Origin of the sequence: Mesorhizobium sp. M0478 (genome assembly GCF_040321305.1) — a bacterium.
Lineage (GTDB): Bacteria > Pseudomonadota > Alphaproteobacteria > Rhizobiales > Rhizobiaceae > Mesorhizobium.
The window spans coordinates 135,331-161,443 of the sequence record NZ_JAMYRH010000014.1; the positions used below are offsets into that span (position 1 = coordinate 135,331).

Genomic DNA, 26,113 nt, shown 5'->3' on the forward strand with positions numbered 1-26,113 from the left:
TCCTCCCTTACTTGTCCAGGTTCTTGCCCACCGCGCGCATGGCGAAGTAGGCGACGATGTTGGCGAGAATGACGGCGATGACACCGCCGGCCGATGCCTGGCCGATTTTGAACTCCAGCAATGCCTTCTGGTAGACGAGGAAGGGCAGGTTGGTGGAGGCATAGCCGGGTCCGCCATTGGTGGTGACCAGGATCTCGGCATAGACCGACAGCAGGAAGATGGTCTGGATCAGGATGACGACGGTGATGGCGCGCGACATGTGCGGCAGCGTCAGATAGATGAAGCGGCTGACGAAGCCGGCGCCGTCCATCTCGGCGGCTTCCTTCTGCTCGCCGTCGAGCGACTGCAATGCGGTCAGCAGGATCAGCGTGGCGAAGGGAAGCCATTGCCAGGCGACGATGATGATGATGGCCAGCATCGGATGCTGCCCGAACCAGTCGATCGGTTGAGCCTCGAAGAAGCGCGCAATGTCGGCAAAGACGCCGTATTGCGGGTGCATGATCATGTTCTTCCAGACAAGTGCAGCCACCGGCGGCATGACGAAGAACGGAGAGATGACGAGGATGCGGACGATCCCCTGTCCCCACATCGGCTGATCGATCAACAGCGCCAGCATGATGCCTCCGATGACGGTGATCAGCAGCACGCTGCCCACCAGGACCAGCGTGTTGAGGATCGACTGCAGGAATGCCGGGTTGGAATAGAACAGCGAGTAATTCGAGAACCAGACAAACCCGTCGCGGATCGGATTGAGCGGATTGTACTGCTGGAAGGAGAACCAGATCGTGAGTGCCAGCGGCACGATCATCCAGACGAACAGCAGCACCACGGATGGCGCCAACATAAAGCGGGCAAGCGAACGGGTCTGCTGAGTAGCCATGACGGTCACCCTTCAAGGTCAGCCAAATTTTCAGGTGTGTGAAAGGGGCCGCCCGAACTGGGATTCGGGCGGCCGTTGCCGGCCAAGGAGGCGGCCGGCATTCGGCACCGGGAGGAGCCTTACTTGATATAACCGCCTTCGGTCATGGTCGCGGTGGCGGCGTCCTGCGCCTGCTTGAGCGCGTCGTCTACGCTGGTCTGGCCGGCGAGCGCCGCCGAGAACAGCTGGCCAACGGTTGTGCCGAGGCCCTGGAACTCAGGAATGGCGACGAACTGCACACCGACATAGGGCACCGGCTTGACGGTCGGATGCGTCGGGTCGGCGGCATTGATCGAGTCCAGCGTCATCTTGGCGAACGGAGCCGCCTTCTGATACTCGGCATTGGCGTAGAGCGAGGAGCGCGTGCCCGGAGGAACGTTGGCCCAGCCTTCCTTCGAAGCAACCAGTTCTGCGTAGTGCTTGCTGGTCGCCCAGGAGACGAACTTCTGTGCGGCGTCTCCCTTCTGCGTGCCGGCCGGGATGGCCAGCGACCAGGCCCACAGCCAGTTGCCGCGCTTGCCCAGACCATTGTCGGGGGCCAGTGCGTAGCCGACCTTGTCCGCGACGGTCGAGTTCTTCGGGTCGGAGACGAAGGAGGCGGCGACGGTGGCGTCGATCCACATGCCGCACTTGCCCTGCTGGAACAGCGCCAGGTTTTCGTTGAAGCCGTTGGACGAGGCGCCCTCGGGACCGTCGGCCTTCATCAGGTCGACATAGAACTGCAGCGTGTTCTTCCATTCCGGCTGGTCGAATTGCGGCTTCCAGTTCTCGTCGAACCAGCGGGCGCCGAAGGAGTTCGACATGGCGGTGAGGAAGGCCATGTTCTCGCCCCAGCCGGCCTTGCCGCGCAGGCAAACGCCGTTCACGCCATTGGCGCGGTCGGTCATCTTGTCGGCGGCCTGCTTGATGAAGTCCCAGGTCGGGGCGTCGGGCATCTTCAGCCCGGCCTTCTCGATCAAGTCCTTGCGGTACATGACGAAGGAGCTTTCGCCGTAGAAGGGCGCGGCATAGAGCTTGCCGTCGACCGACAGGCCGCCGGCGATGGCCGGGATGATGTCCTTGGCGTCATAGTCGTCGCCGAGCTTGTCGAGCGGCAACAGCCAGTTCTGCTTGGCCCAGATCGGAACCTCGTAGGTGCCGATGGTCATAACGTCATACTGGCCGCCCTTGGTGGCAATGTCGGTGGTGACGCGCTCGCGCAGCACGTTCTCTTCGAGCGTGACCCAGTTGAGCGTGACGTCGGGGTTAGCCTTGGTGAAGTCGTCGGTCAGCTTCTGCATGCGGACCATGTCGCCATTGTTGACGGTGGCGATGGTGATGGATTCGGCATGCGCGGCGAAAGCGAAGGCGCTGGCCGACAACAGGCCCAAAGTGAGCGTGCGCAGTTTCATCAAATTCCTCCCATGAACCAAGATGAGCATTTGCCTTGGTAATGGGCAATTACTCACTTGGCGTTAATTATGTCAAGCCGGATTCGATGCTGCAGCGCAGCACACGGGGCAGGTGCGCGACGTTGCGCGCGTAGAGGATATTGAATGGATTTGGGAAGCTGTTTGCACGGGGATGTGAGAGCGGGTTGATGCCGACCCATCGCAACCCAATCATGGCGCCAAGGGAGCGATAGGGCCCAGCCCGTCAGCCGTGGGACGGGTAGCTTCCGACGGAATATTCGAAAACCCTGCCGTCGCGTGTTTGCTTGGCTCTGGTCAGCACTTCCGTCACCTGGATCCAGCTGGGCTCGTCCTTGCGCAGCCTAACTTCCCGGCCGATTGCCTTCACGGCAGCTTGAAACGGCGTAAATGCTTCGATCACCTGCGTCGTGCGCACGGTGTTGTTTTCGATTTCTTCGACGCGATAGACTTTCATCAGCCGGCTGATCGACCCTGTTTCAATCTGCAGACGATTGATCCTGCTCAATTGGGTCGTCACAAGCACAAGCCTATGCCGGGCGAGTGATATCGACAGCGTTTTTGTCAAGCTTGGTTAACCGGGTGGCCCGATCGCAGCTGTTTGTCCGCGAAAGCGAGCATTCGTCGCGGATCCATGGCTCGCTTTGCATCTCGGAAATCAATCCGCGAATCGCTCGCCCTCAGGCGCAGGCGATCTCGGCCAGGATCCAGTCCCGGAAGGCTTTTATCTTCGGCACGTTGCGACGCGCCGTCGGGTAGACCAGCCAATAGGCGTGGCCGTCGTCGCCGACCAGGTCGAAGGGCTGGATCAGGCGGCCGGCGGCGAGCTCGGTCTTGAACAATGCGGTGGTCAGGATTGCCACACCATGGCCGGCGATGGCCGCGTTCGCCTCATAGGCCTGCGCGCCCATGCTGGTGCCGGTGCGCCTGGCAAGTTCGTCCGCCGGGACGCCGGCAAGGGCGAACCATTCCCGCCACCAGATGTCGCCGGGATCGAGAATGGGCAGCTTGAACAGGTCGGCGGGTTCGTGGACGCCACCTATGGTGGCAGCGAGTGCCGGGCTCAGCACCGGGGTGAAATCGGCCTTGAACAAAAGATGGGTCTCCACTCCAGGCCACTTGCCGCTGCCGGAGCGGATAGCGATGTCCATGTCCTCGCGGGCAAAATCGATCACCCTGTTCGAGGTATCGACGCGCACCGCCAGCGACGGATGCGCGACCTGGAAGGAGCCGAGGTGCTGCGCCAGCCAGTTCGAGGCAAAGGTCAGCAGCGTCGAGACGCACAGCACACCATCGGCGCCCCCACGCGCGGCGGAATAGGCGCTTGAGAGCAGGCTGAACGCCTCGCTGACGGCGGGCGCCAGGCGCTGGCCGGGTTCGGTCAGCACGATCTGGCGCGGCTGGCGCAGGAACAGCGGCGAACCGATGCGCTCTTCCAGAAGCTTGATCTGATAGCTGGCGGCGGCCTGCGTCATGCCGAGTTCCTGCGCGGCCTTGGTGAAGGAGAGATGCCGCGCGACGGCTTCGAACACCCTGATGGCCTGCAGCGGCGGCAACTGGGCGAGCTGTGGTGTCTTGAGATCGGGCATAAGCCCTCCTTATGGGTCGTGATCGACGTTTGATTGGCGGGAAGAGCCAATCAGGCCGATATCTGGTGTCAACGATCAATCAAGTTCAAGCATAGCGGAGGCTGAAGATCATGACCACGGTACAGCAAAAGCTCCATTCGACCCCGGCGCAGAGCTGGTTTTCCCTGCTGGTGCATGAATTTTCCCTGCTGGTACGCCGCCGCCGCAGCTATGTCGACGTCAGGGAATTGTCGCCGCATCTGCAGCGCGACATGGGTTTCCTCGATGGAAATGATGTTTGCGGACGGCACAAATAGCAGTGCCGATTTTATCACCAGATCAGGCACCGTCGAGCAGGGCGGCAGCGGTCCGCTCGTCGGTGATGAGGCCATTGACCAGCCGGCGGTTCACCGCGGCCAGGATGCCCGGCAATTTGCGCTCGCCCATGGCGAGCGCAATGACCAGCGACTTTTCGCGTGACGGCAAGGCTGCCGACGATACCCGGTCGTTGGTGATGCCCTCGATCATGCGGCCTTCCCGATCGAACACCCAGCCGACGATCTCGGCGACGCCGCCAGCCTTTTGCAACGCCTTCAACTCGCTTTCCGAGATAAAACCGTCCTCGTAGAGCGGCGCCTTCGGGCCGAGATCGCCGATGCCGACAAAGGTCACGTCGGCTTCCGCGGCCAGCGCCAGCGTCGGTTGGATCATCGGCTGGGCAAGCAGCATCTCGCGCTCTTCCGGCGACGAGGCGATGACCGGCAGCGGCATCGGGAACGAGCGCGCCTTGACCCGGTCGGCCATGGTGAAGATGACGTTGTAGAAGGCGGCCGAACCGTCGGGCGAGATGTTGCCGGTCAAGGACACAACCTTGTGCTGCGAGCATTCCATCGGCGGCAATTGCTCGATCGCCGCCTTCAGCGTGCGGCCGGTGCCGATGGCCAAGACGATGGGCGTCGGTGACCGCAGCCGCCGCTCGATCTCGGCCGCAGCCGCCTCGGCAATGCCGATCGTGGTCGAGGATGAGGTTGGATCGCTCGGCACCACTTCGACGAGGTCGAGCGCGAAGCGTGACTTCAGTCTAGCTGCGAGATCAAGGCAATTGGCGATCGGGTGATCGACGCGAACCTTGATCAGCCCCTCCGACACCGCCAGCGACACCAGCCGCTGCGCCGTCTGCCGGGAAATGCCGAGCGTGGCGGCGATCTGGTCCTGGGTGTTGCCGGCAACATAATAAAGCCAGCCGGCGCGCGCTGCCTCGTCCAGCCTGCTGCTGCCGCCATCTTGCCGCGAATTCAAAATGTGCCTCCAGCCCTGCCCCTTTGCGCGCCCTTGGGCGAAGCGTCATAGTCTTGCAGGGAATGTGTCGGCGCGCAATTGTTCAATCGGGAGGACAATTGCTTGCTGCTTCGATCCGGCCGCCGCGCGGCAACCAACCCAGCGAAAATCGCCAGCGGACGGGCTCGGCGGTTTATCTCCTGATACAAACGCTTTAAGGGGATCGGCAAAGGAGCCTCGCATGACGCCGAAAGCGGTTTTCTGGGATATGGACGGCACGCTGGTCGACAGCGAGCCGCTGCACGAGGCGGCCTTGGTGGCGGCGCTGCGCAGCGTCGGTATCACGCCGCCGGCCGACCTGCATGAGCGGGTGCTGGGCGTCGCCGCCGCACCGGTCTACGAGATGCTGCGCAGCGAGTTCGGCCTCGACCTGCCCTTCGACGACTGGATCGTGCGCAAATACGATCACTACATGCCGATGGCCGAGACGCTGAAGCCGCGCCCCGGCGCGATCGAAGTGTTCAACGAGTTGCGCGCGCTCGGCGTGCAGCAGGCGGTGGTGTCCAATTCCGACCGGGTGATCGTCGATGCAAATCTGAGCGCCGTCGGCCTGATCTATCCCGGCATGCGCACGATCAGCCGAAACGACGTGCGCGAAGGCAAGCCGCATCCCGAACCGTTCCTGCGCGCCGCATGGCTGGCCGGCGTCGATCCTTCAGACGCGGTGGCCGTCGACGACAGCGTTACCGGCGCCACATCAGGCCTGGCCGCGGGGATGCGGACGATCTTCTGGCCGGAAGCGCCGATGGCAGGACCGAAGGGCGCTGTCGTGATCAACAGTGCGGAAGAGTTGCGGGCTCAGTTGGGACTCTGAGTGAGCCTATGAACGTCGGCGCTGCCCCTCATCCTCCCTTCAGCTTGGCCATGCATTGTCTAATGTTGCGCTGGTCGACCCCCACTCCGTCTCGGCTTCGCCGAGCCAAGCTTTTTGCCGTCAAACGCTCGTCCAGAAAGCTCCCTTCCTTTCCCTCCGGAGGAGGGAAAGGTGGCGCTGCGAAGCAGCGACGGATTGGGGGAACCACCTGGCAACCAAGCCTTACGCCGATCAGTCATAACAAATCACAGAAGGTGAGTGCGTAGCGTAAACGGGAGAAGCACGGATGGTCGCTTAGCTCCGGTACACCGGCTCCTCCTCGTCGAGGATCGCCTTCAGCTCGGCGAGATGACGCTCCGCCTGGCCGGGATAGTCGTCCATCTCGCTGGCGGCCTTTTCGGCAATGGCGTCGGAGAGCGTGCGCAGAGGCCGGCCGGTCCACAGCGCCTTGATGTAGGTCTCTGCGGCGCGCTCGAAATAGAACATGCGGTTGAAGGCGTCGGCAACGGTGTCGCCGATGACCATGACGCCGTGATTGCCCATCACCATCACCTTGACCTTAGGGTCGGTGAGCAGTTGCGAGCAGCGCTCGCCTTCCTCCTCGAAGGCCAGCCCGCCATAGTGGGCATCGACGACGTGGCGGTTGAAGAACATGGCCGAGTTCTGGTCGATCGGCGGCAGAGTCGAGTCGGCCAGCGACGCAAGCACAGTGGCATGAATGGAATGCACATGCATGGCGCAGCGCGCATGCGGCACGTTGCGGTGAATGGCGCCGTGCAGACCCCAGGCGGTCGGGTCGGGCGCATTCGGGCCGGACAATGTCTCGGGATCGTTGGCGTCGATCAGCAAAAGGTCGCTCGCCTTGATGCGCGAGAAATGCACCTGGTTGGGGTTCATCAGGAATTTGCTGCCGGCCTCGTTGACCGACAGCGAGAAGTGGTTGGCCACGGCTTCATGCATGTTGAGCCGCGCCGTCCAGCGGAAGGCGGCGGCAAGGTCGACGCGCTCCTCATAATAGGGCAGGTTGGTCAGCGGCTCTTTCTGCAAACGGGCGATGCTCATCAAAAAATCCTCCATTTCCCCGAGAATGCCGCGCCCAATGCCGACCAGCAACCGGTAAGTACTGGGTCAGGCCGCCGAGCGAGCCGACTGCAGCCCGCCATGTTCGACGATGAATTCGATGACTTCCTGCAGTCCCTTGCCGCGCGACAGGTCGGTGAAGCCGAACGGGCGCTTGCCCCGCATTCGGGCGGCGTCGCTCTCCATGACATCGAGGTTGACGTTCACATAGGGCGCCAGATCGCTCTTGTTGATGACCAGGAAATCGGAACGGGTGATCGCCGGCCCGCCCTTCCTGGGGATTTCCTCGCCCTGGCAAACCGAGATGACATAGAGGGTCAGGTCGGCAAGGTCCGGCGAGAAGGTGGCGGCAAGATTGTCGCCGCCGGATTCGATGAAGACGATGTCGAGATCGGGGAATTTCCTGTTCAGCCCGGCGATCGCCTGCAAATTGATCGAGGCGTCCTCACGGATGGCGGTGTGCGGGCAGCCGCCGGTCTCCACGCCGACGATGCGGTCCTCAGGCAGCGCCTGCAGGCGGGCCAGCATCATGGCGTCTTCCTTGGTGTAGATGTCGTTGGTGACGACGGCGATGGAGAAATCGTCGCGCAGCGCCTTGCAGAGCTTTTCGGTGAGCGTCGTCTTGCCGGAGCCGACGGGACCGCCGATGCCGATACGCAGGGGACCGTTTGCCTGAGTCATACCGAAAACTCCGTCATGCCGAAAACTCCGTGATGGCGAGGATGGCGAAGCTGAGCCCGATCAACAGGCAGAGCGGCGAATAGAAGCTGATATCGAGCCGCGCAAAAGGCTGTTCCGGCGCCACACGGCGCCACCACGGCGTGAAGCCGGCAATGCCGCGGCCGAGGAAGACCAGCCCTATGAGCAGCGCTGTGGCGGAAAGGCCTTCCCTTGGAAAGGGGGTGGCGAAGACCCCTGTCAGCGCCAGCGGCCACAGTGTCGCCAGGCACAGGCACGCGGCAACGGCGAAACAGGCAAACGGCGTCGGCATCTCGTCGACGCCGCGAAAGCCGACGACGGCGTGGGCGCAGGAGACGCCGTCCCTGCCCGGCCAGATGCCGCCAAGGCCCCAATAGACATGCAGCGCGGTGATCAGCAGCAGGACGGCCGAGAGGGCGAAGGCGAGGACGATCATGAGCGGAACAGCCTGGAATACTGCGTCTCGTGCTTCATCGCCATGATGTCGGAGATGAAGGCGCAGCCGCCGAGATCGTCCAATGTCGAGCCGGCGGCGCGCGCGGCCGTCGACAGCGCCAACGGCTCGAAGCCGGCGAGCAAGGCCATGGCGTCCGTCTGGCCGACGATTCCGAGTCGGATCGCCGCCTGAACGAGGTTGGAGAAGAAGGCCTGCAGGAAGGCCGACATCGCGTCCTGAAGCGCGATGCCGTTGCCGCCGGCAACGGCGCCGACGGCGACACAGTAGGCGCATTCGGCCGGCAGGCGGCCCAATACCGGATTCGCCCACGCCGCTGCCGCTTTCAGGAAGGCGGCGCCTTGCAGCATGGTTTCGGTGTGGCGCTCACGCGAGCCGGCCAGCGCTTCGGCGAGATCGGCAATTTCATGGAGGTCGCCTTCATGGAGGTCGCCGCCGTCGCGGGCGCGGCGCCAGCTTTCCGCGAAGAGCACGGCGTCGTTCCAGCCCGAGCCCATCTCGACCAGCGTCTCCAGCCAGAAGGCGAGGCTGGCGGTATCGGCAACCAGCCCGTCTTGCACGGCAGGCTCGAGTCCATGGCTGTAGGCAAAGCCGCCAACGGGAAAGGCCGGCGACAGCCACGCCATGAGCCGCAGCAAAGCGATGCCGGATGGCTGGTCAGTCATGATCGTGATGATGCCCGTCATGGGAATGGCTGTGCGAATGCGACTCGCTGTGTGCGTGGGAACGTCCATCATGGGAATGCGCTTCGGCGTGCGCATGCGCATGGCCGTGCTCGTGACCATGCGCACCTTGGGCGGAATAGGCGCCGCGCACCGGCTTGAACGGTTCGGAGACTTCGCGCACCGTGGCGCCCAGCCCTTCCAGCATAGCCTTGATGACATGGTCGCGCAAAATCAGGATGCGGCTGGGCTCGATCGCAGCCGCCAGATGCCGGTTGCCGATATGCCAGGCGAGTTCGGTCAGATGCACGGCGTGGCGGGCGCGGATGTCGTAGACCTCTTCGGGTGCGGCAGTGATCTCGATATGTGCGCCATCCTCCAACACCAGCCGGTCGCCATCGTTCAAGGTCACGGGTTTCGGCAGGTCGACCAGCACCTTGCTGCCGTCGGCAAGCTCGATGGCGCGGCGGCGCAAATGACGCTCGTCATGGGGCAGGACGGCACGGCCGGATGGGGCCGTGGTTCCGGCAGTGCCGGCAGGCACCACCGAGACGGCGCGCGGGAACTTGGTGAAGTCGGTGTTCAGGTTGAGTTTCATCGCATGGCTCCACCGTTAGCCTGGGCTCTCGCACGGGCAGGCCCCGCCAGGACGCGGTCGAAATACGCGTTGACGCGCTCGGATTCGATCGGAAATTTTCCGGCGCGGGCCCAGCCGCCCATGTCGCCCAACAGCACGTCGACGGCGGAAAACCGGTCGCCCAGCGCAAACTCCCGATCCCCCAGCCGGCCGTCGAGCGCCTTGGCCTCCGAGGCGAAATCGTAGGCGGCGGCGGGGCCGACATCGACCCGCACGTCCTTCGGCAACAGGAAGCGGTGGCGCAGCTTGTTCCACAGCGGCGCTTCGAACTCGGACTGGGCAAAATGCATCCAGGAATCCATCTCGGCGCGGCCAGCGAGGCCGTGATTGGCGCCCAAACCCTTGTCGGCGTGTTTGTCAGCGAGATAGACGCAGATCGCCGCCGAATCCGTCACCGTCAGTTCGCCATCGATCAGGATCGGCACCTTGCCCGACGGGTTGAGCGCATAGGCTTCCGGCGAGCGCAATTTGACCTCGACGAATTCATAGGGCTGCCCGAGTTCCTCAAGCATCCACAGAACGCGGCTGACGCGGGAGCCACGCGATCCGATAACCTTGTACATGGTCGAACCCTCTTTCCTGCGACCCTAAACCATAGCCACTGTTCAGACGATGGTGTCGAAGAGCCGCAGGATGAACGATATCTGATAGATCAGCGTGCCGACGACGAAGGCAATGTGAAAACGGCGGTCGCGCACCAGTATGGCGGCTATGCACAACACCACGAAAACCGGCGTTCGGAACAGATATTCATTGCCGTAGCGGGCGAAATGCTCGGGACCTTTCAGCAGCGTGTCGACGACATCGAGCAGATAGGTGGTCGCCAGCAGGCCGAAGAACCAGCCGCGGCGCGAATAGAAGAAATCCTCGTAGCTGGTGTAGTCGAGCATCGAATCCGGAAACAGCAGCGCGCACAGCAGGAACAGCGTGATGGCGTAGAAGATCAGGAACAGGTACTTGCCGAAAGTCCAGACCTCTATGGTGTAGAGGCCGAACTCCCACCACCAGAAATGCACCAGCAGCAACAGCATGGAGGCGACCCAGCCGAGGTGCACGGGATAGAGCCTGTACTGGCCGGGATGCTGGACGATGCGCGCCACCCCCGACAGCAGGCGAGCGACGCCAAGTCCGATCACCATGCCCATGACGATGCGGATATGCGGGAAGATGTCGTGGGCGGAGGCTATTTCGGTGGCCATGACCTGCTACGCGGTTTCTTTGAGCCGCATATTGCGGCGGCACCGACCGGCTCGCAATGGAATTTGCCGGGTCGATCAAATCGCCACTCGCCTCAAAACAGGAAATACCGCTGCGCCATCGGCAGCACGGTTGCCGGCTCGCAAGTCAAGAGTTCGCCATCGGCGCGAACCTCATAGGTTTCGGGATCGACCTCGATATGCGGCGTGGCGTCGTTGAGGATCATCGAGTGCTTGCCGATGCCGCCACGGGTATTTTCGACCGCGACGAACTGCTTGTCGACGCCGAGCCTGCCATGCAGGCCGGACTCCAGCGCCGCCTTCGAAACGAAGGTCACCGACGAGTTGGTCCTGGCCTTGCCATAGGCGCCGAACATCGGGCGGTAGTGCATGGGCTGGGGGGTCGGGATAGAGGCGTTGGGGTCGCCCATCGGGGCTGCGGCTATCATGCCGCCGATCAGCACCATGTCCGGTTTGACGCCGAAGAAGGCTGGGTTCCACAGCACCAGATCGGCGCGCTTGCCGACCGCGATCGACCCGATGTCCCTGGACAGCCCATGCGCGATGGCCGGGTTGATGGTGTATTTGGCGATGTAGCGGCGGACGCGGAAATTGTCGTTGTTGCCGGTCTCCTGCGGCAATGACCCGCGCTGGCGCTTCATCTTGTCGGCGGTCTGCCAGGTGCGGATCGCCACCTCGCCGACACGGCCCATGGCCTGCGAGTCCGACGAGATGATCGAGAAGGCGCCGATATCGTGCAGAATGTCTTCCGCCGCGATGGTCTCCTTGCGGATACGGCTTTCGGCAAAGGCGATGTCTTCAGGGATCGACGGCGACAAATGGTGGCAGACCATCAGCATGTCGAGATGCTCGGCCAGCGTGTTGACGGTGTAGGGCCGCGTCGGGTTGGTCGAAGACGGAATGACGTTGGGCAGGCCGCAGACCTTGATGATATCGGGCGCATGGCCGCCGCCGGCGCCTTCGGTGTGGAAGGCGTGGATGGTGCGGCCCTTGATGGCGGCGACGGTGTTCTCCACAAAGCCGGATTCGTTCAGCGTGTCGGTGTGGATCATCACCTGCACGTCGTAATCGTCGGCAACCGACAGGCAGCAATCGATGGCCGCCGGCGTCGTCCCCCAGTCCTCGTGCAGCTTCAGCGAGCAGGCCCCGCCCAGCACCATTTCCTCCAGCGCTGCCGGCAGCGAGGCGTTGCCCTTTCCGGACAGGCCGATGTTCATCGGGAAAGCGTCGAAGGACTGGATCATGCGCGCCATGTGCCAGGGTCCGGGCGTGCAGGTGGTGGCCAGCGTGCCATGCGCCGGGCCGGTGCCGCCGCCGAGCATGGTGGTGATGCCCGACATCAGCGCTTCGTCGATCTGCTGCGGACAGATGAAGTGGATGTGCGCGTCGAAGCCGCCGGCGGTGAGGATCTTGCCCTCGCCGGCGATGATCTCTGTACCGGGGCCGATGATGATGGTGACGCCGTCCTGCGTGTCGGGATTGCCGGCCTTGCCGATCGCCGCGATGCGGCCGTCCCTGAGACCTATATCGGCCTTGAAGATGCCGGCCGTGGCATCGACCACCAGCGCGTTGGTGATGACCGTGTCGACCGCGCCGCCGGCGCGCGACACCTGGCTCTGGCCCATGCCGTCGCGGATGACCTTGCCGCCGCCGAATTTCACCTCCTCGCCATGGACGGTGAGGTCCTTTTCGACCTCGATAAACAGCTCGGTATCGGCCAGGCGCACTCTGTCGCCGACCGTCGGGCCATACATCTGCGCGTAGGCGGCGCGGGTAATTCTAGCCATCAGTCAATGCTCCCCAAACGAGAGTCCGGCCGCAGCCGAACTCCACATCGTCGCCATCCAATGGTCATGCAATGACCCGCTCGGCGACACCTTCTGATCCCATTTGGCCGTTGAGGTGGCCGTGCCACCCCAAACCGCCCGTTTGCCAAACCCTTGGCCAAATCGATGAAAGGAAAATACATGCGCAAAATCATCGTTCTTGCAGCCGCCGCCACGCTGGCCTCCGCAACCGTAGCCGGCGCCCAGCAGCAGCCCACGCCGCAACCGAAGCCGGCGGCGCCCAGCGCTCAGCCGGCGGCGCCGGCGATCCAGAAGGTCAACATCGTCGATATCAGCGAATTGCCCAAGGCCACCCAGACGCAGGTCAATCAGGTGATCGCCCAGCGTGGCGATGCCGGGCTGCAGAAACTGCGCTCTTCGATCGACGCGACGCCGCAGATCAAGTCGGCGCTCGAAGCCAAGGGGCTCACCTCGGCACAGGTGGTCGCCGCCAGCATGACCACCGATGGCGCGCTGACCCTTGTCACCAAGAAGGCAAGCTGAAAGAAGCGCTTGGCGGGCCGGCACCCGGCCCGCCAGCCCACAGGGAACCTTCGCCCGACAGGAGGCGTTTCGTTCCTTTGGCGCCGAACGGCGTTGCACAGAAAAGTCCACCAGGAGCGAGCAATGCCTGTCTTTGCCGACACCAGATGGCTCCAGAGCCTTGCTGCCTGCACATTTCTCGCAGCTTTCGGCCCGCAAGCCGCGCAAGGTCTTGAAAGCGCTGACGCCGTCAACCGGGCCGACACCGTCAACAGGATCGTCGGCTCCGATGTCCGGCAGGAGGAGGCGCGGACGGAACCACAGACCAACAAGATCATCACCGCGATCGAGCGGACGCGTGAGAACATCGGCGCCGTGCGCAAGACGTCCAAGCTCGATACTGTGGATATCGTCTTCCTCACCGACGCGGCGCGCAGCGAAGGCGGCCCGCCGCCGGCGGTCGAGAGCAAGGTCGAACAGCATCAGGATGACATTGCGGAACTGCGCAAGGAGATCGACGCCAACGCCTTGCTGTTCAACGCCATCGATTCGCGGCGCGTGCTTACGGAAGACGTCCTTGCGGTGGAATTCGACGGCTCGGCAAGAATCGTCATCTACGCGGCGGCCAGGCCGTCGAACTGACCTCAGGGCGCCCGACCCCGTCGATCTCACAGCCTGCCCATGATCTTCTGCTGAAAACCGTAGACCTCGCGTTTTCCTCCGAACGGCACCAGCGTGACGTCCCGCTCTTGTCCCGGTTCGAAGCGCATCGCGGTGCCGGCGGCAATGTCCAGACGCATGCCGCGCGCTTTGTCGCGATCGAATTTCAACCCCTCATTGGTCTCGAAGAAATGGTAGTGGCTGCCGACCTGGATCGGCCGGTCGCCGCTGTTGGCCACCTTCAGCGTCACCGTCGGCAGCCCCTTGTTGAGCTCGATGTCGCCGCTTGCCGTGATGATTTCGCCGGGAATCATCGTTAGCCTCACAAAACGCCGAAGACCAGGCCGACGGCGACTGCAGCACAAGCGGCGCCAGCGGCGCGGGCAAGCCCGCGAAAGCGCATGCCGAGGCCAAGGCCGGCAGCGATGCCCATGGCATGGAGAAGTGCGGTGGCAACGGCAAAGCCGGCCATATAGTCAAGTCCACCGGCATTTTCCGGCACTTCGGTGCCGTGGGCATGGCCATGGAACAGCGCGAACAGGCCGATGATGGCGACTCCGGCCGAGACCGGCAGATCGACCGCCAACGCCACCAGCAAGCCAAGCGCGACGACGGAGGCAAGGATGCCCGGTTCGACGAAAGGCACCGGCACGTGGAGCATGCCGAGCGCGCCGCCGACCAGCATGACGCCGACAAAGGCCAGCGGCCAGGCCCAGATTGCCTTGCCGCCCTTGAGCGCCGCCCACAGGCCGACGGCTACCATGACGGTCATATGGTCGAGGCCGGACAGCGGATGCGCGAAGCCCGCCGCGAAGGACGAGGTCGTGCCGATGCCGACATGGGCATAGGCGGGCATCGCCGCCGCCAGCAGCAGGATCGCTGCAAGCGTGGTGCGTTTGGTTGAAGCAGAGATCATCGGTCTTCCCTTCGAAGTCACGAAAACAATCACGCAGCCTTGCGCGGGCCGCAGCCCTCGGCCTTGAGCACGCGTTGGGTCGAGGCCGGATATTTCACCAGTTTCTCCACTGGGCGGATCGGGCGTGCGGAAAAATTGCCGCCGCAGTTCGGGCAGACGCCGCCCAGCACATGTTCAGCGCAGTCAGCGCAGAAGGTGCATTCAAAGGTGCAGATCAGCGCGTCCGCCGCTTCCGGCGGCAGGTCCTTGTCGCAGCATTCGCAATTCGGTCGCAGCTCCAGCATCGTTTTCTCCTCACCTGATCGGTTCGTGAACGGTCACCAGCTTGGTGCCGTCGGGAAAGGTCGCCTCGACCTGCACGTCGTGGATCATCTCGGCGATGCCTTCCATCACCTGCCCGCGGGTGATGACATGGGCGCCGGCCTCCATCAGTTCGGCGACCGGGCGGCCGTCGCGGGCGCCCTCGACGACGAAATCGGTGATCAGCGCGATCGCTTCGGGGTGATTGAGCTTGACGCCGCGTTCCAGCCGCTTGCGCGCCACGATCGCCGCCATGGCGATGAGCAGCTTGTCCTTTTCACGCGGCGTCAGGTTCATGCGCTTTCCTGGATTTGGCCTGTATTTGGCTCAGAGTGACCATAATTTGGGCAGACCCGCCCGCCCGTTGAGCAGTTCGACTAGCGGAACCAGCCGCTTGCGCAGCTGATAGCCGTCCTCGGCAAACAGCCTCGCAAGAAGCTTGCCAGATTTTTTGACGCTCCAGGCGCTGGCATCGCCGTCGGCGCCGACGATGTCGCGGGCGGGATCGAGCAAGGCTTCGGCCTGCGGCGAGACCATCAGCAGCGTCGCAGCGGCAATGGCGCCGCCGGCGACCGCCGGGCGGCCAAGTGCCGCCGCGATAGCCGGCCCGATGCGGAAATCCTCGGCATGAACGAGCGCACCATCCTGGCGGACACGCCAACGGTCGTGGAAATGGCCGTGCGCGGCCTCTTCGCCCATGGCGAGGCGGCCGAATATGGTGGCTTCAAGCAGCAATGCCTCGGCGCCTGCGGCAAGCTCGACCTCGAGCGTGCGGGCAAAGGCCGAGCGGTCGAAGACGATGGTTTCCTGGGGCAGCCAGGCGATACGCCCGCCCGCGCCGACGCTGAGCTTCACCCGAACTTCGGCGCGGTCGCTAGCGGCACGATAGATCTTTTCGCAGGCCTGGGTGGTTATCGAGGCGGAGGCACCTGGCCCGACATCGATTTCCCAGCCGAGCCGATCGCCGCCGGTCAGACCGCCGGCGGTGTTGATGAGCACGGCTTCGAGCGGATCGGCCGCAACGGCCGGCATGCGGATTTTGGCCGAGCCGTCCTGATAGAGGCGCAAAAGCCGGGTGCGTCCATCCCTGACGCCGCACGCAAGCCGGGCCGCCCCGGCCGCGCGCTGGGCCGGAAGAGCTGGGATCAAGACATGCTGCAACGTATCCACGGCGCTAACGTTAAGCACTCCCGGCGCTTTGTCGATATGGTGCTTGTTGATATAGCTTGTTGCTTGACAGCGTTTCCGTTTCTATAGAGGGAGCCTCTTTGGAACGGTCATGCTGCGCCTGGCGGGTTTTTGAAGGCGACGGCGATTTCAGTCCAGGCAACAGGGGCGCCAACCAATCGGCACCGCGACGTTATAAAATTGGGGAAGGAATCGAATGGCTGACGAGCTGGCAACGGAAATCATCGCCAAGATCAGGGCACATGCGGAGCCCGGTGGCGAAGAGATCACCACCAATACGGAATTGACCGCGCTTGGCATCCATTCCCTGGAACTGACCGAGATCATCTTCGATCTCGAGGAGCAGTACGGCATCGAGATCGAGATGAACACGGTCGATGCCTGGAGCAATCTCAAGAATGTCGGCGATATGGTTGAGGCTGTTCGCGCGCTGATTGCGAAAAAAGCCTGAGCTGAATGCAAAAGCGCGTCGTCATTACCGGCATCGGCGGCATATGCGGGCTCGGCGCCAATGCGCCTGCAATCTGGAACGAAATGCGGGCCGGCCGATCGGCCATCGGTCAAATCAGCAATCCCGGTTTGCATGATTTGAAGGTCAAGGTCGGCTGCGAAATCAAGACGCTGCCCGACCATGGCATCAGCCACAAGCAGACCGTGTCGATGGACCGCTTCAGCCTTTTGGCGACGATTGCCGCGCGCGAAGCCATGCAGCATGCCGGCCTGACATCGACTGAAGCAACCACCTACCGGATGGGCGCGGTTGTCGGCGTCGGCGTCTGCGGCTGGGAGGCGATCGAGGAGAACTATCGCGCCATCCTGGTCGACGGCAAGAACCGGGCCGGCATCTTCACCGTGCCGAAAGTGATGCCGAGTGCGGCATCCGGCCATGTCAGCATGAATCTCGGCCTGCGCGGGCCGGTGTTCGGCGTCACTTCGGCCTGCTCCTCGTCCAATCACGCCTTTGCCTCGGCGGTCGACCAGATCCGGCTCGGCCGCGCCGATGTCATGGTCGCCGGCGGCACCGACGCGCCGCTGCTTTGGGGCATCCTGAAGGGCTGGGAGGCCCTGCGGGTGCTGGCGCCCGATACCTGCCGGCCGTTCTCGGCCGATCGCCAAGGCCTGTCGCTCGGCGAAGGTGCTGGAATGGCGGTGCTGGAAACGTATGAACACGCCATGGCGCGCGGCGCGACCATTCTGGCCGAATTTGCCGGAGCCGGCCTTTCCGCCGACGCTTCCGATATCGTCGCGCCGACTGTCGAGGGACCGACGGCGGCGATGCGCGCCTGCCTGGCGGACGCCGGGCTCAATCCCGAGGACGTCGACTATCTCAACGCCCACGGCACCGGCACCAAGGCCAACGACCAGATCGAGACGGCGGCAATCAAGCGCGTCTTCGGCGACCATGCCTATAAGCTGTCGGTGTCGTCGACCAAGTCGATGCATGCCCATTGCCTCGGCGCCTCGGGCGGCCTGGAAATGATCGCCTGCGTGATGGCGATCCGCGAAGGCATCGTGCCGCCGACGGCCAATTTCCGGCAGGCCGACCCCGACTGCGATCTCGACATCACGCCGAATGTGGCGCGCGAGCGCAAGGTGCGCGCGGCGATCAGCAACGGTTTTGCCTTCGGCGGCACCAATGCCGTGGTGGCGTTCAAGGCGGTCTGACGGCAAGCGACTGGCCTGAGCGACTGGCCCTGAATGACTGCGAAGACGGTGTGTGCACCTTCGACCGGTTGATCGGCAAAGAAGCCGAGGATAATCCTTCGCAACTCGCCAGACGGCGCGATACCGCGCCAAATTCCCGACCGGAGCTTTCGATGACCGACCTGTCCGCCTTTCCGATCACCAAGCGCTGGCCGGCCAGCCACCCCGACCGCCTGCAGCTCTATTCCGCGACGACGCCGAATGGGGTGAAAGTCTCGATCGCGCTGGAAGAACTCGGCCTCCCCTACGAGGCGCATCTGGTGGATATCGGCAAGGACCAGAGCTGGACGCCGGAATTCCTGTCGCTGAACCCGAACGGCAAGATACCTGCGATCATCGACCCCGACGGGCCGGGCGGCAGGCCATTCGGCCTGTTCGAATCCGGCGCCATCCTGCTCTACCTCACCGACAAGACCGGCAAGCTGATCCCTGCCGATCCGGCGCGGCGCTACGAGACCATCCAATGGGTGTTCTTCCAGATGGCGGCGATCGGGCCGATTTTCGGACAGGTCGGGTTTTTCAACAAATTCGCCGGACGCGAGATCGCCGACAAGCGGCCGCTGGATCGCTACCGCAATGAATCGCGGCGGCTGATCGGGGTGCTGGAGACGCGGCTGAAGGGTCGAACCTGGATCATGGACGACGACTATACCATCGCCGACATTTCGATGCTGGGCTGGGTGCGCAATCTGATCGGCTTCTACGAGGCGCGCGAACTCGTCGGCTTCGACGACTTCCCCACCGTCGCGGCATGGCTGGAGCGCGGGCTGGCGCGGCCCGCGGTGCAGCGCGGCCTGACCATTCCCGCCAGGAATTGACCTCGGCCAGCCGAAGCAGCCGGGTCTATTTCGCCTTGGCCTTGCTTTTCGAGCCGCCCTTGCCGATGACGGACGCAGCGAGCGACGCAGCGCCCCTGGCTGTCGCCGCCACCGCACCAGCGGCGACATTGGCGGTCGCCTTGACGGTGCGCATCGCGCCGCCGGCCACCGAGCCGCTGCTTGCCGGCTTCTTGGGTTTGGCGGTTTTCGCCGTCACCTTTGCCGTCGCCACCGGTTCTACCTTCTTTGGCGCCGCTTTGCCGAAAGCCGGCTTTGCGTCCTTGGACCGCTCGGCGATCGCCGGGCCGGCGCCTGCCTTCGCCTGCGTGGCCTTTGCCTGCCTGGCTTTGGGTTGAGCGGTCTTGCTCTTGGCGGGTGTTTTTGCCTTGGTTGCCATCTGACGGTTCCCTCACGGCGGCACGATTGCCGATGAGAGATAACGACCTGAAAGTCTTAAGGTTCCCGTTCCGAAGTCCAGCGAACTATGCGGGATCGCCAACAACCAGGTCGGCGGACCTGCGACGGCCGAGCACGCGATCGATGTTGGGCATGTCGTTGGAAGCGATCCAAGCGCGGGCGTCTTCGTCGGAGCGGCCATGCTCGTGCCAGCGCACCAGAAGGCGGCGCTCGAGTTCGGCACGCGGCACATCGACAAAGATGGTGAAGTCGAACAGCGGCGCCAGCCGCGACCACGGCTCCTCGTCCAGCAGGAGGTAATTGCCTTCGACCAGGATGAACTTGGTCTCGGCGGCAACGATGGAGGCGGCGGCGCGCGACAATTCCATGCTGCGGTCGAACACCGGAATGGCGATGTCTGGCTCGCCCGAACGGATGCGCTTCAACAGCGTCTCGAAGCCGGCGAAGTCGAAAGTCTCCGGCGCGCCCTTTCTTGACCGCAGGCCGCGCTGGTCGAGCACGATGTCATCATAGTGGAAGCCGTCCATCGGCACGACTTCAGCCGCGCCCTCCGGCAACAGATCATGCAGGCCGGCCGAGAGCGTCGACTTGCCGGCGCCGGGCGGGCCGGCAATGGCGACGATGAAGCGTTTCGCCTTGCCGGCGCGCTTGAAGATGGTGGCGGCGAGATGGGCGATTTCGGACATTGGGCGCTTCCAGTTATGCTTTGCATCTTGTCGGCAGTTTGAGGAAATTTCAAACCGCGATTTGGGCAATCTCACGACATCCGCCACGTCAGCGCTGCCCCTCGTCGCCCTGCCGGTGTGCAGCCGATAGATGGGTAACACTTCTCCCCCTATGCGTCCGCCGCAGCGCCAAGCAGATTGGTTGGCGCGGCGGTGCGGCGGACAAGCTCCATGTGCCGTGTGTCGAGGATGCCGGCAGGCAGGTGAGGGGCAGGGCCAGCGTTCGAAAATCAGCCGGGCTGGCCGATCCGCAGGAAATCGCTGTCGAATGCGACATCGCGGGTCGAACCATCGGCTCCGGTGAGATGCATGTGACCTGAGGCTGTCCCGATAGCGCGCGGCGGCTCGCCGCTCGCCAGCGGCAGCGTGCCGATGACATGGCGGAAGGAGACTTCGCCGCCGAGGGTAAAAGCGGTCGCGACCCCTTCGCGCTTCAGCCAATTGTCGTCGATCGATGCGGCATGGCCGATGGCGGCGCGGCCGTCCTCGATGCCGAGCACGCCGCGATGGCGGCTGCTCCACGGCGCGTAGTCGCGGCCGCCATTGCTGAACCACAGCATGGTGACCGGAAGCTCCGCCGGGTTCTTCAGCACCAGCACCAGATCCTGTTCGGCCCGGCGCGCCAGCGCCGTCCAGCCCGGACCGTCATGATCGGCTTCGACCAGGGTGATGAAATCCTCGCGCTCATCCTCCATGCGGTAGTCGGTGAGATCGAGCGTGCCGCCGCCAGTGGCTGGAAAGCGCGTCAGATCGGTCGAGCGGGCGGGATAGGAAAGCTTGAAGCGGCCGCGGGCCGGATCGGGCTCCAGCGGTGCGTCCAGTGTCCCGGCAAAGCGCTTCGGCGAAAAGGCCAGCCGGCCGCCATCGCGCATCGCCGCCATCGGATGGTGGGCGGCGGAGACCGCTCCGGAACCGCCGGAAAAGACATGCTCCTGATAGAGAAAGGGATGACTGTTGCGGAGCGTGAAGATCTTGTCGACCGTCGCGCCCATCACCGTGCGGCGCAACCGGAAGACGGCCCGCCAGCCGTCGGATGTCGCTTCGCTGACGGTGACATCCCAGGGGCTGTTGGCCGGCCAGCCATGCAGCGGTGCGGCCTCGATGTCGCTGGCCGAAAACGGTGCGCATAGGAAATCGCCCGACAGCCGCACCGTGCCTTCAGGCAGGTCCGGCGGCAGCGTCTCGCCGGCATCGATCCAGGGCGCGCGGTGCAGCGGCTTCAGCTGGCGGCCATCGCTGTCGACCGTTATGTCGGCGATATGGCCGACAGTGAGATCGAGCATGACCGAAATGCCCTTTGCCTTGATCGTGACCGTATCCATCCGCGCACCTGCTGATTCTGATGGCAGCGAACAAACCCGCTCCGCGAGGGATGCGCAAGCACAGCGACCGGCATTTTGCATCAGGGCGATTTTTACCCTCCCCCTTGTGGGGAGGGTCGGCGAGCGATCGGAGCGAAGCGGAGATCGATCGACGGGGTGGGGGTAGCGCCCTACGAGGACCCCCACCCCGATCCGCTACGCGGATCGACCCTCCCCACATGGGGGAGGGTGGGCGCCTACTGCCGCTTATACTCGCGCACCGGCGACTTGGTGCCGTCGGTGTAGGTGACCTGCACCGCCATCGACGTCACGTTGTCGGCGACCTTGAAGTAAGGCTGGTAGTCATAAGGAATGGCGTACGGGTCCTTCTTGTCGCAAGGCGGCAGCTTGATCTCCCTGTCGAGCGCCGTGCCGTTCAGGCTGTAGCGCACCTCCTTGATGCCGCAGCGGAACGACAGCATCTGGGAGAAATAGACCAGGCCATGATTGCCGCTGGCGTCGAAGGCGATCCACGACGTCCAGAACTGGTCGAGGATCTGTTTGTTGCCCTGTTGCAGCGCTGCGTCCGGATCGAAACTTATGTTGAACGGCCCGGTCTCGCGGCCCCTGAGATCGAGATACTTGACCCCGATGGTGGTGGCCGTGGTGCTGTCGGGCAATTCGAAGCTCGGATTGGGCATCGGCTTGCCGGTGCGCTGGTCGTTCATCGCCATCAGCCCGGTGTCGGTGAACGGACCTGACACACCCATGCGCCAGGAAATGCCGGTCGCGGCCTCGGGCAGCGAGATGGAGATCGTCCAGCCGGCATTGGAGCGCATCGGCGTCAGCGTCGGGGCAAAGCGCTGCGGGTCGAGCACGTCGCCAAGCGCCGTCAGGCGGGTACGGCTGCGGTCGAGCCAGTCGGCGAGCTGCGTCTGGTCGACGAAATATTTGAGCAGCCCGCCTTCCTTTTCATAGGAGACGAACCTGGTCAGCGCCTCGGCCTCGCTGCGCTTGTCGGACAGCGACTGGACGCCGAGGCGATCCTCGGAAAACTCCTGCGCGAGCAGGTAATAGGCCGGTGCGAAATCCGGATTGGCGGCGATGAAGGCGTTGAGCTTGTCGAGACGCTGGGCATCGTCGAACTGCAGGATATGGACCAGCTTGATCGACAGCGCCTTGGCCTTGTCGGCCAGGGCGCCGAACACTTCGCGGGCGCCGGCCTTGCCGTCCTGCACGCGCAGCAGGGTGGCGAAGCGTGTGTAGGGATCGACGGCGTCGACGTCGAAACCGGCGAAAGCGAGATAGGAGCGCCGCGCATTCAGCATGTCGCCGGAAAGCTCGTAGACGCGGGCATTGTGGTAGAATTCATCCGGCCGCTTCGGCTCGGCGATCGCCCCGCCCTGCGCGGCCAATGCGGCAAAGCCCTTGGCGATGGTGTCGATCGAGGCGGCGATCTGCTCGGTGGTCGCCTGAAGCTTATCCGCCTGCTCGGCCTGTTTCTGCTGGCCGGCAGCAAGCGTTTCGGTCGTCTGCTTGACCGCCTCTACCGACTTTTGCGTCTGCGCGCCCTGCTCAGCCTGCTGCTGCTGGGTCGACGCAATTTCCTCGGTCTTCTTCGCCACCGCGTCGGTCGATTGCTTGACCTGGTCGACCGTCAGCTTCGTCTCGGTTACCGTTTGCTCGATCCTGGCCACCCTGGCCGAGACGATGCCCATCTGCTGCTGCAACTGGGCGATGGCCGGTACCAGGCCGGCGATCACACCGTTCTGCGAATTGGTCTGCTGCTGCAGGCCATAGACGCCGCCGGCGACGGCGGCAGCGCTGGTGGCAAAGATCAGCGCCGGCAGCGCCTTGGCGGCCAGCACCAGCCGCAGAACGATGGCAATGGCGATGATGGCGGCGGCAACCGAAGCGACCAGCGCGATATAGGCGGCGAATGGCGCCAGCGGATTGAGGATGTCGGAAGCAGCGCCGCCGATGAAAGCGACGCTGCCGGCCCATTTGCCGGTGCGGCTGAGCGAAGCCCTGATAAGAGATGGCGCAGCCGCGCCGATGTCACCGGTCATTGTCAAGTCCCCCAAGCAATTGCCGCCTCTATAGCAGCACCGCGACCCCGCAGGCAAAACAGGACAGGAAGCAGGCGATTTCGGGCGGGTGGGCGGATGTCGAGGTTGCCGTTTCAGCGCCGATGATTGGCGAAGCCGAAGCGACATCTGATCTCCCCCCTTGCGGGGGAGATTGGCAGCGTCATCGGCAGCTCCGCCGTTAACCAAATGGACGAACACAATGGGTTAGGCTAGGTTCCGGCCCTCTCAGCAACGCCGGACTTGCCTTGCCAAACTTCCATTTCCCCTCCCTCGTCCAAAAATTTCTCGCAGCCCTCCTGCTGCTCGTCTTCGTGGCCGGCTGCAGCACCACCGCACCGCCCGACAGCGTGCTGGCGGTGCCGGCGCCGCAGGAGAAATATGCCGCCATCGTAATCGATGCCGGCAGTGGCAAGACGCTGTTCGAAGTCAGTTCGAGGGCGCAACGCTATCCGGCGTCGCTGACCAAGATGATGACGCTGTACCTGCTGTTCGAGGCGCTGGAGTCCGGCCGCGTCTCGAAGGAAACGCAGATCCCGGTCTCCGACAATGCCGCCCGGCAGCCGCCGACCAAATTGCGCTTCAAGCGCGGCGAGAGCATCGATGTCGATTCGGCGATCCGAGCGATCGTGGTCAAGTCGGCCAATGACGTGGCGGTGGCGGTGGGCGAATATCTCGGCGGCTCGGAGGACCAGTTCGCCGCCATGATGACCTCGAAGGCGCGCCAGATCGGCATGAGCAGCACCGTCTTCCGCAATGCCTCCGGCCTGCCCGACGATGGCCAGCACACATCGGCGCGCGACATGGCGACGCTGGGGATGGCGCTGCGCGCCCGCTTCCCGCAGCAGTTCCACTATTTCTCCGAAAGCGACTTCATGTTCCGCGGTCGGCTGGTGCGCGGCCACAACGACATGCTCGGCCGGGTGCGCGGCGTCGACGGCATTAAGACCGGCTATATCAGGGCATCCGGCTACAATATCGTCACGTCCTACAATGCCGACGGCCGGCATCTGATCGTCGTGGTGATGGGCGCCGACAGCGCACGCCAGCGCAACGACCATGTCGAAGCGCTGATCCAGCGCAGTCTTTCGCCGACGCTGGCCGATACGAAGACGCGGCTGATGTTTGCGGGAGATCAGCCGGCCGCGTCGCCCGGCCTGCCGCCGCCTGGTTTGCCGGCGCAGGGGTCGCAGTTGCCTGGTTTACCGCCGCAATAGAACCCGTCTTTGGGTGGAGGAACTCTGAAACGCCGGCGGGACAGCACCCCCCTCTGGCCTGCCGGCCATCTCCCCCTCAAGTGGGGAGATTAGCAGCTTCGGCGTCTCGCCTCTTTTTCGTGTTTGGCGAAGCCATGGCGACATCTGATCTCCCCCCTTGAGGGGGAGATGTCCGGCAGGACAGAGGGGGGGTCGTGAAGGATCGCTGCCTCATCTTAACTCTGCAGCAGGCGCAACAGCACTTCGGCGGTCTGGTTGCCGAGCAGCAGGCGAGCGAGGCCCCGGGGGGCTGCGCCGCCACAGGCAATTGCAGCAGGCATTCATCACAAGCGCTTGCACAAGCCCCCAATCTTCACCGCCACAGTGGCTATGGCGTGCCGGCTTGGCGTATCGTGGGCGCGACAGCAGGAGCCGGCATCATGAGCCCAAAACCATCCGAACAGGCCGCCAATGAAAACGACAGCGGCGGCGAGTATTTCGAGGCGCCGACCGACCACGACGCCGAGCTGGTTGCCGACGAGGCGCTGGAAGCGCCCGATGTGCCGGACTCCGAACCCCATGGCCGCCTGAAGCCGAAGCGAAAGCCGTCGGCGATATCGGGCCGCAAATTCCGCAAGCGCGACCTGGTGCGCATCGACGACCTGCGGCCAAGCCTGGCCGACCGCATCCGCTCCGATCATCCGGACCTGCCGCGCGGCGCCCGCATCAGCCGCGAGGAGCTCGGCCGCTACCGCATGCGCTACATGGAGGAGCTGCTGCAGCAGGAGCATGGCGAATTCTCCGAGCTCGACCGCCAGGTGGTCGAATCGATCGCCAGGCAGGACACGATTTCGGAAAACTCGGAAGAGGAGTTCGAGGAGCACCGCTCGTTCGCCGACCGCGTCTCCGACAACATGGCGGCTTTCGGCGGCAGCTGGTGGTTCCTGATCTCGTTCGGCAGCGTGCTTGCGGTGTGGATCGGCATCAATTTGATCGCGGGCGTGAGCAGCGCCTTCGACCCCTACCCCTTCATCCTGCTCAACCTGCTGCTCTCCTGTATCGCCGCCATCCAGGCGCCGATCATCATGATGAGCCAGAGACGGACGGAGGCCAAGGACCGCCTGCGCTCGTTCAACGACTACCGGGTGAACCTGAAAGCCGAGCTGGAAGTGCGCCATTTGCACGAAAAGCTCGACTATCTGATCTCGCGCCAATGGACGCGGCTGGCCGAAATGCAGCAGATGCAGCTGGACGCGATGCATGAACTGACCGGCGCGAAGAAGGCGAAGCGGGCGCCGCGCAGGGTGCGCAGGCGGGTGGCGAAGGTGGAGGTGGCGGGGTGAGTCCCGGGCTGAGGCTGCAGGGCGGACGCGAACTTGCCAGGCCGCGCAAGGCGGCTTCGAAAATATCGCCACGCCAATTGCCCGTTGAAGCCCGCGCCGGCTTCCGCTAAGAAGCCGTGGCTGGCCGGCCTATCGGCTGGTTCGTTTTCAGGTTCCCTGAAGGCACCCGTAGCTCAGCTGGATAGAGCGCTGCCCTCCGAAGGCAGAGGTCACAGGTTCGAATCCTGTCGGGTGCGCCACTTACCGATGGGTCCATTCCGGACACATAGGTTACGGTTTATATCGGAGACATGGGTAACACTTTTGGCCCGAAGGGGTTTTGGAGTGGTTCGAGCCTGCATGTCTCATCATC

The 26,113-nt window shown here is 63.8% G+C and carries 31 protein-coding genes and 1 tRNA gene; 10 read left to right on the forward strand and 22 right to left on the reverse strand.

Annotated elements, in window-relative coordinates; all coding sequences use genetic code 11:
• Positions 1–7: 7 nt before the first annotated feature.
• The 4 genes from NKI64_RS26815 to NKI64_RS26830 all read right to left on the reverse strand — a co-directional run bounded on the left by NKI64_RS26815 (position 8) and on the right by NKI64_RS26830 (position 3,917).
• On the reverse strand, positions 8–880 hold the full coding sequence (locus NKI64_RS26815; protein WP_352671054.1) for a carbohydrate ABC transporter permease: 873 nt from the start codon (positions 878–880) through the stop codon (positions 8–10).
• Positions 881–999: 119 nt separating this feature from the next.
• Positions 1,000–2,310 carry an ABC transporter substrate-binding protein gene (locus tag NKI64_RS26820; protein WP_023671248.1) on the reverse strand — a complete coding sequence of 437 codons (1,311 nt, stop codon included), beginning with the start codon at positions 2,308–2,310 and terminating at the stop codon, positions 1,000–1,002.
• A 244-nt stretch (positions 2,311–2,554) separates the two neighbouring features.
• A complete protein-coding gene (locus tag NKI64_RS26825) occupies positions 2,555–2,896 on the reverse strand; it encodes a hypothetical protein (protein WP_155923262.1) in 342 nt (113 codons plus the stop codon).
• A 112-nt stretch (positions 2,897–3,008) separates the two neighbouring features.
• Positions 3,009–3,917, reverse strand: coding sequence for a LysR substrate-binding domain-containing protein (locus tag NKI64_RS26830; RefSeq protein ID WP_352671056.1), 909 nt, complete (start codon positions 3,915–3,917; stop codon positions 3,009–3,011).
• 110 nt (positions 3,918–4,027) lie between these two features.
• Here NKI64_RS26830 and NKI64_RS26835 point away from each other — a divergent pair, with 110 nt between their 5' ends.
• A complete protein-coding gene (locus NKI64_RS26835; protein WP_023711369.1) occupies positions 4,028–4,213 on the forward strand; it encodes a hypothetical protein in 186 nt (61 codons plus the stop codon).
• Positions 4,214–4,235: 22 nt separating this feature from the next.
• On the opposite strand, the gene NKI64_RS26840 is transcribed toward NKI64_RS26835, so the two are convergent.
• A complete protein-coding gene (locus NKI64_RS26840; RefSeq protein ID WP_023711370.1) occupies positions 4,236–5,195 on the reverse strand; it encodes a sugar-binding transcriptional regulator in 960 nt (319 codons plus the stop codon).
• A gap of 220 nt (positions 5,196–5,415) precedes the next feature.
• Here NKI64_RS26840 and NKI64_RS26845 point away from each other — a divergent pair, with 220 nt between their 5' ends.
• On the forward strand, positions 5,416–6,048 hold the full coding sequence (locus NKI64_RS26845) for an HAD family hydrolase (RefSeq protein ID WP_023671242.1): 633 nt from the start codon (positions 5,416–5,418) through the stop codon (positions 6,046–6,048).
• A gap of 294 nt (positions 6,049–6,342) precedes the next feature.
• Here the strand turns inward: NKI64_RS26845 and NKI64_RS26850 are convergent, their stop codons facing one another.
• The 8 genes from NKI64_RS26850 to ureC form a co-directional block, all read right to left on the reverse strand.
• Positions 6,343–7,110, reverse strand: coding sequence for a class II aldolase and adducin N-terminal domain-containing protein (locus tag NKI64_RS26850; RefSeq protein ID WP_352519360.1), 768 nt, complete (start codon positions 7,108–7,110; stop codon positions 6,343–6,345).
• Positions 7,111–7,176: 66 nt separating this feature from the next.
• A complete protein-coding gene (ureG, locus tag NKI64_RS26855; protein WP_352595082.1) occupies positions 7,177–7,809 on the reverse strand; it encodes an urease accessory protein UreG in 633 nt (210 codons plus the stop codon).
• Positions 7,810–7,822: 13 nt separating this feature from the next.
• On the reverse strand, positions 7,823–8,263 hold the full coding sequence (locus tag NKI64_RS26860; protein ID WP_023725997.1) for a DUF3995 domain-containing protein: 441 nt from the start codon (positions 8,261–8,263) through the stop codon (positions 7,823–7,825).
• Positions 8,260–8,946 (reverse strand): urease accessory protein UreF, encoded by a 687-nt coding sequence (locus NKI64_RS26865; protein ID WP_352595275.1) that lies wholly within the window; start codon positions 8,944–8,946, stop codon positions 8,260–8,262. The genes NKI64_RS26860 and NKI64_RS26865 overlap by 4 nt, the downstream gene beginning before the upstream one ends.
• Positions 8,939–9,541 (reverse strand): urease accessory protein UreE, encoded by a 603-nt coding sequence (gene ureE / locus NKI64_RS26870; RefSeq protein ID WP_352595085.1) that lies wholly within the window; start codon positions 9,539–9,541, stop codon positions 8,939–8,941. Before ureE ends, NKI64_RS26865 begins: the two co-directional genes overlap by 8 nt.
• Positions 9,538–10,143: a glutathione S-transferase family protein gene (locus tag NKI64_RS26875; RefSeq protein ID WP_352652475.1), complete on the reverse strand. Its 606-nt coding sequence runs from the start codon at positions 10,141–10,143 to the stop codon at positions 9,538–9,540. The genes ureE and NKI64_RS26875 overlap by 4 nt, the downstream gene beginning before the upstream one ends.
• A 42-nt stretch (positions 10,144–10,185) precedes the next feature.
• Positions 10,186–10,779, reverse strand: a complete 594-nt coding sequence (locus NKI64_RS26880; protein ID WP_023732688.1) for a hypothetical protein — start codon at positions 10,777–10,779, stop codon at positions 10,186–10,188.
• Positions 10,780–10,871: 92 nt separating this feature from the next.
• Positions 10,872–12,584 carry an urease subunit alpha gene (gene ureC, locus NKI64_RS26885; RefSeq protein WP_031195771.1) on the reverse strand — a complete coding sequence of 571 codons (1,713 nt, stop codon included), beginning with the start codon at positions 12,582–12,584 and terminating at the stop codon, positions 10,872–10,874.
• Positions 12,585–12,764: 180 nt separating this feature from the next.
• On the opposite strand from ureC, the gene NKI64_RS26890 reads away from it, so the two are divergent.
• Positions 12,765–13,127, forward strand: a complete 363-nt coding sequence (locus tag NKI64_RS26890; protein WP_023671233.1) for a hypothetical protein — start codon at positions 12,765–12,767, stop codon at positions 13,125–13,127.
• A 123-nt stretch (positions 13,128–13,250) separates the two neighbouring features.
• Positions 13,251–13,748, forward strand: a complete 498-nt coding sequence (locus NKI64_RS26895; protein WP_023689155.1) for a hypothetical protein — start codon at positions 13,251–13,253, stop codon at positions 13,746–13,748.
• Positions 13,749–13,774: 26 nt separating this feature from the next.
• On the opposite strand, the gene NKI64_RS26900 is transcribed toward NKI64_RS26895, so the two are convergent.
• Genes NKI64_RS26900 through NKI64_RS26920 form a run of 5 tightly spaced genes read right to left on the reverse strand, consistent with a single transcriptional unit; the run spans position 13,775 to position 16,131 of the window.
• Entirely contained in the window at positions 13,775–14,080 is a 306-nt protein-coding gene (locus tag NKI64_RS26900; RefSeq protein WP_023671231.1) for an urease subunit beta, read from the reverse strand.
• An 8-nt stretch (positions 14,081–14,088) separates the two neighbouring features.
• On the reverse strand, positions 14,089–14,682 hold the full coding sequence (locus NKI64_RS26905; RefSeq protein WP_023689154.1) for a HupE/UreJ family protein: 594 nt from the start codon (positions 14,680–14,682) through the stop codon (positions 14,089–14,091).
• A 29-nt stretch (positions 14,683–14,711) separates the two neighbouring features.
• Positions 14,712–14,966 carry a DUF1272 domain-containing protein gene (locus NKI64_RS26910; RefSeq protein WP_023671229.1) on the reverse strand — a complete coding sequence of 85 codons (255 nt, stop codon included), beginning with the start codon at positions 14,964–14,966 and terminating at the stop codon, positions 14,712–14,714.
• A 10-nt stretch (positions 14,967–14,976) separates the two neighbouring features.
• Positions 14,977–15,279 (reverse strand): urease subunit gamma, encoded by a 303-nt coding sequence (locus NKI64_RS26915; RefSeq protein ID WP_023689153.1) that lies wholly within the window; start codon positions 15,277–15,279, stop codon positions 14,977–14,979.
• A gap of 30 nt (positions 15,280–15,309) precedes the next feature.
• Positions 15,310–16,131: an urease accessory protein UreD gene (locus tag NKI64_RS26920; protein ID WP_081726189.1), complete on the reverse strand. Its 822-nt coding sequence runs from the start codon at positions 16,129–16,131 to the stop codon at positions 15,310–15,312.
• Between the two features lie 235 nt (positions 16,132–16,366).
• Between NKI64_RS26920 and NKI64_RS26925 the strand changes: the two genes are divergently transcribed.
• From NKI64_RS26925 to NKI64_RS26935, 3 genes are all read left to right on the forward strand, one after another.
• Complete coding sequence (locus tag NKI64_RS26925) at positions 16,367–16,621, forward strand: acyl carrier protein (RefSeq protein ID WP_023671226.1); 255 nt, start codon at positions 16,367–16,369, stop codon at positions 16,619–16,621.
• A gap of 5 nt (positions 16,622–16,626) precedes the next feature.
• A complete protein-coding gene (locus NKI64_RS26930; protein WP_023671225.1) occupies positions 16,627–17,835 on the forward strand; it encodes a beta-ketoacyl-[acyl-carrier-protein] synthase family protein in 1,209 nt (402 codons plus the stop codon).
• Between the two features lie 152 nt (positions 17,836–17,987).
• Positions 17,988–18,692: a glutathione S-transferase family protein gene (locus NKI64_RS26935; RefSeq protein WP_023671224.1), complete on the forward strand. Its 705-nt coding sequence runs from the start codon at positions 17,988–17,990 to the stop codon at positions 18,690–18,692.
• 25 nt (positions 18,693–18,717) lie between these two features.
• Here the strand turns inward: NKI64_RS26935 and NKI64_RS26940 are convergent, their stop codons facing one another.
• The 4 genes from NKI64_RS26940 to NKI64_RS26955 form a co-directional block, all read right to left on the reverse strand.
• A complete protein-coding gene (locus NKI64_RS26940) occupies positions 18,718–19,089 on the reverse strand; it encodes a hypothetical protein (RefSeq protein ID WP_023683605.1) in 372 nt (123 codons plus the stop codon).
• An 85-nt stretch (positions 19,090–19,174) separates the two neighbouring features.
• Positions 19,175–19,795, reverse strand: a complete 621-nt coding sequence (locus NKI64_RS26945) for a nucleoside triphosphate hydrolase (protein ID WP_023671222.1) — start codon at positions 19,793–19,795, stop codon at positions 19,175–19,177.
• 269 nt (positions 19,796–20,064) lie between these two features.
• Positions 20,065–21,156: a hypothetical protein gene (locus NKI64_RS26950; protein ID WP_352671062.1), complete on the reverse strand. Its 1,092-nt coding sequence runs from the start codon at positions 21,154–21,156 to the stop codon at positions 20,065–20,067.
• A gap of 236 nt (positions 21,157–21,392) precedes the next feature.
• Positions 21,393–23,204 carry a methyl-accepting chemotaxis protein gene (locus NKI64_RS26955; RefSeq protein WP_352671064.1) on the reverse strand — a complete coding sequence of 604 codons (1,812 nt, stop codon included), beginning with the start codon at positions 23,202–23,204 and terminating at the stop codon, positions 21,393–21,395.
• 266 nt (positions 23,205–23,470) lie between these two features.
• Here NKI64_RS26955 and NKI64_RS26960 point away from each other — a divergent pair, with 266 nt between their 5' ends.
• The 3 genes from NKI64_RS26960 (at position 23,471) to NKI64_RS26970 (ending at position 26,000) form a co-directional block, all read left to right on the forward strand.
• Positions 23,471–24,439, forward strand: coding sequence for a D-alanyl-D-alanine carboxypeptidase family protein (locus tag NKI64_RS26960; RefSeq protein WP_023683608.1), 969 nt, complete (start codon positions 23,471–23,473; stop codon positions 24,437–24,439).
• 419 nt (positions 24,440–24,858) lie between these two features.
• Positions 24,859–25,761, forward strand: coding sequence for a DUF1003 domain-containing protein (locus tag NKI64_RS26965; protein WP_023745876.1), 903 nt, complete (start codon positions 24,859–24,861; stop codon positions 25,759–25,761).
• Between the two features lie 162 nt (positions 25,762–25,923).
• A tRNA-Arg gene (locus NKI64_RS26970) sits at positions 25,924–26,000 on the forward strand.
• The last annotated feature ends 113 nt before the right edge of the window (positions 26,001–26,113 follow it).

Coding starts and splice junctions, on each gene's coding strand:
- NKI64_RS26945 (WP_023671222.1), bottom strand. CDS start 19,795: ATGTCCGAAATCGCCCATCTCGCCGCCACCATCTTCAAGCGCGCCGGC.
- NKI64_RS26835 (WP_023711369.1), top strand. CDS start 4,028: ATGACCACGGTACAGCAAAAGCTCCATTCGACCCCGGCGCAGAGCTGG.
- NKI64_RS26905 (WP_023689154.1), bottom strand. CDS start 14,682: ATGATCTCTGCTTCAACCAAACGCACCACGCTTGCAGCGATCCTGCTG.
- NKI64_RS26915 (WP_023689153.1), bottom strand. CDS start 15,279: ATGAACCTGACGCCGCGTGAAAAGGACAAGCTGCTCATCGCCATGGCG.
- NKI64_RS26935 (WP_023671224.1), top strand. CDS start 17,988: ATGACCGACCTGTCCGCCTTTCCGATCACCAAGCGCTGGCCGGCCAGC.
- NKI64_RS26815 (WP_352671054.1), bottom strand. CDS start 880: ATGGCTACTCAGCAGACCCGTTCGCTTGCCCGCTTTATGTTGGCGCCA.
- NKI64_RS26890 (WP_023671233.1), top strand. CDS start 12,765: ATGCGCAAAATCATCGTTCTTGCAGCCGCCGCCACGCTGGCCTCCGCA.
- NKI64_RS26910 (WP_023671229.1), bottom strand. CDS start 14,966: ATGCTGGAGCTGCGACCGAATTGCGAATGCTGCGACAAGGACCTGCCG.
- ureE (WP_352595085.1), bottom strand. CDS start 9,541: ATGAAACTCAACCTGAACACCGACTTCACCAAGTTCCCGCGCGCCGTC.
- NKI64_RS26930 (WP_023671225.1), top strand. CDS start 16,627: ATGCAAAAGCGCGTCGTCATTACCGGCATCGGCGGCATATGCGGGCTC.
- NKI64_RS26965 (WP_023745876.1), top strand. CDS start 24,859: ATGAGCCCAAAACCATCCGAACAGGCCGCCAATGAAAACGACAGCGGC.
- NKI64_RS26875 (WP_352652475.1), bottom strand. CDS start 10,143: ATGTACAAGGTTATCGGATCGCGTGGCTCCCGCGTCAGCCGCGTTCTG.
- NKI64_RS26865 (WP_352595275.1), bottom strand. CDS start 8,946: ATGACTGACCAGCCATCCGGCATCGCTTTGCTGCGGCTCATGGCGTGG.
- ureG (WP_352595082.1), bottom strand. CDS start 7,809: ATGACTCAGGCAAACGGTCCCCTGCGTATCGGCATCGGCGGTCCCGTC.
- NKI64_RS26950 (WP_352671062.1), bottom strand. CDS start 21,156: ATGGATACGGTCACGATCAAGGCAAAGGGCATTTCGGTCATGCTCGAT.
- NKI64_RS26830 (WP_352671056.1), bottom strand. CDS start 3,917: ATGCCCGATCTCAAGACACCACAGCTCGCCCAGTTGCCGCCGCTGCAG.
- ureC (WP_031195771.1), bottom strand. CDS start 12,584: ATGGCTAGAATTACCCGCGCCGCCTACGCGCAGATGTATGGCCCGACG.
- NKI64_RS26900 (WP_023671231.1), bottom strand. CDS start 14,080: ATGATTCCCGGCGAAATCATCACGGCAAGCGGCGACATCGAGCTCAAC.
- NKI64_RS26955 (WP_352671064.1), bottom strand. CDS start 23,204: ATGACCGGTGACATCGGCGCGGCTGCGCCATCTCTTATCAGGGCTTCG.
- NKI64_RS26925 (WP_023671226.1), top strand. CDS start 16,367: ATGGCTGACGAGCTGGCAACGGAAATCATCGCCAAGATCAGGGCACAT.
- NKI64_RS26895 (WP_023689155.1), top strand. CDS start 13,251: ATGCCTGTCTTTGCCGACACCAGATGGCTCCAGAGCCTTGCTGCCTGC.
- NKI64_RS26850 (WP_352519360.1), bottom strand. CDS start 7,110: ATGAGCATCGCCCGTTTGCAGAAAGAGCCGCTGACCAACCTGCCCTAT.
- NKI64_RS26845 (WP_023671242.1), top strand. CDS start 5,416: ATGACGCCGAAAGCGGTTTTCTGGGATATGGACGGCACGCTGGTCGAC.
- NKI64_RS26940 (WP_023683605.1), bottom strand. CDS start 19,089: ATGGCAACCAAGGCAAAAACACCCGCCAAGAGCAAGACCGCTCAACCC.
- NKI64_RS26880 (WP_023732688.1), bottom strand. CDS start 10,779: ATGGCCACCGAAATAGCCTCCGCCCACGACATCTTCCCGCATATCCGC.
- NKI64_RS26820 (WP_023671248.1), bottom strand. CDS start 2,310: ATGAAACTGCGCACGCTCACTTTGGGCCTGTTGTCGGCCAGCGCCTTC.
- NKI64_RS26860 (WP_023725997.1), bottom strand. CDS start 8,263: ATGATCGTCCTCGCCTTCGCCCTCTCGGCCGTCCTGCTGCTGATCACC.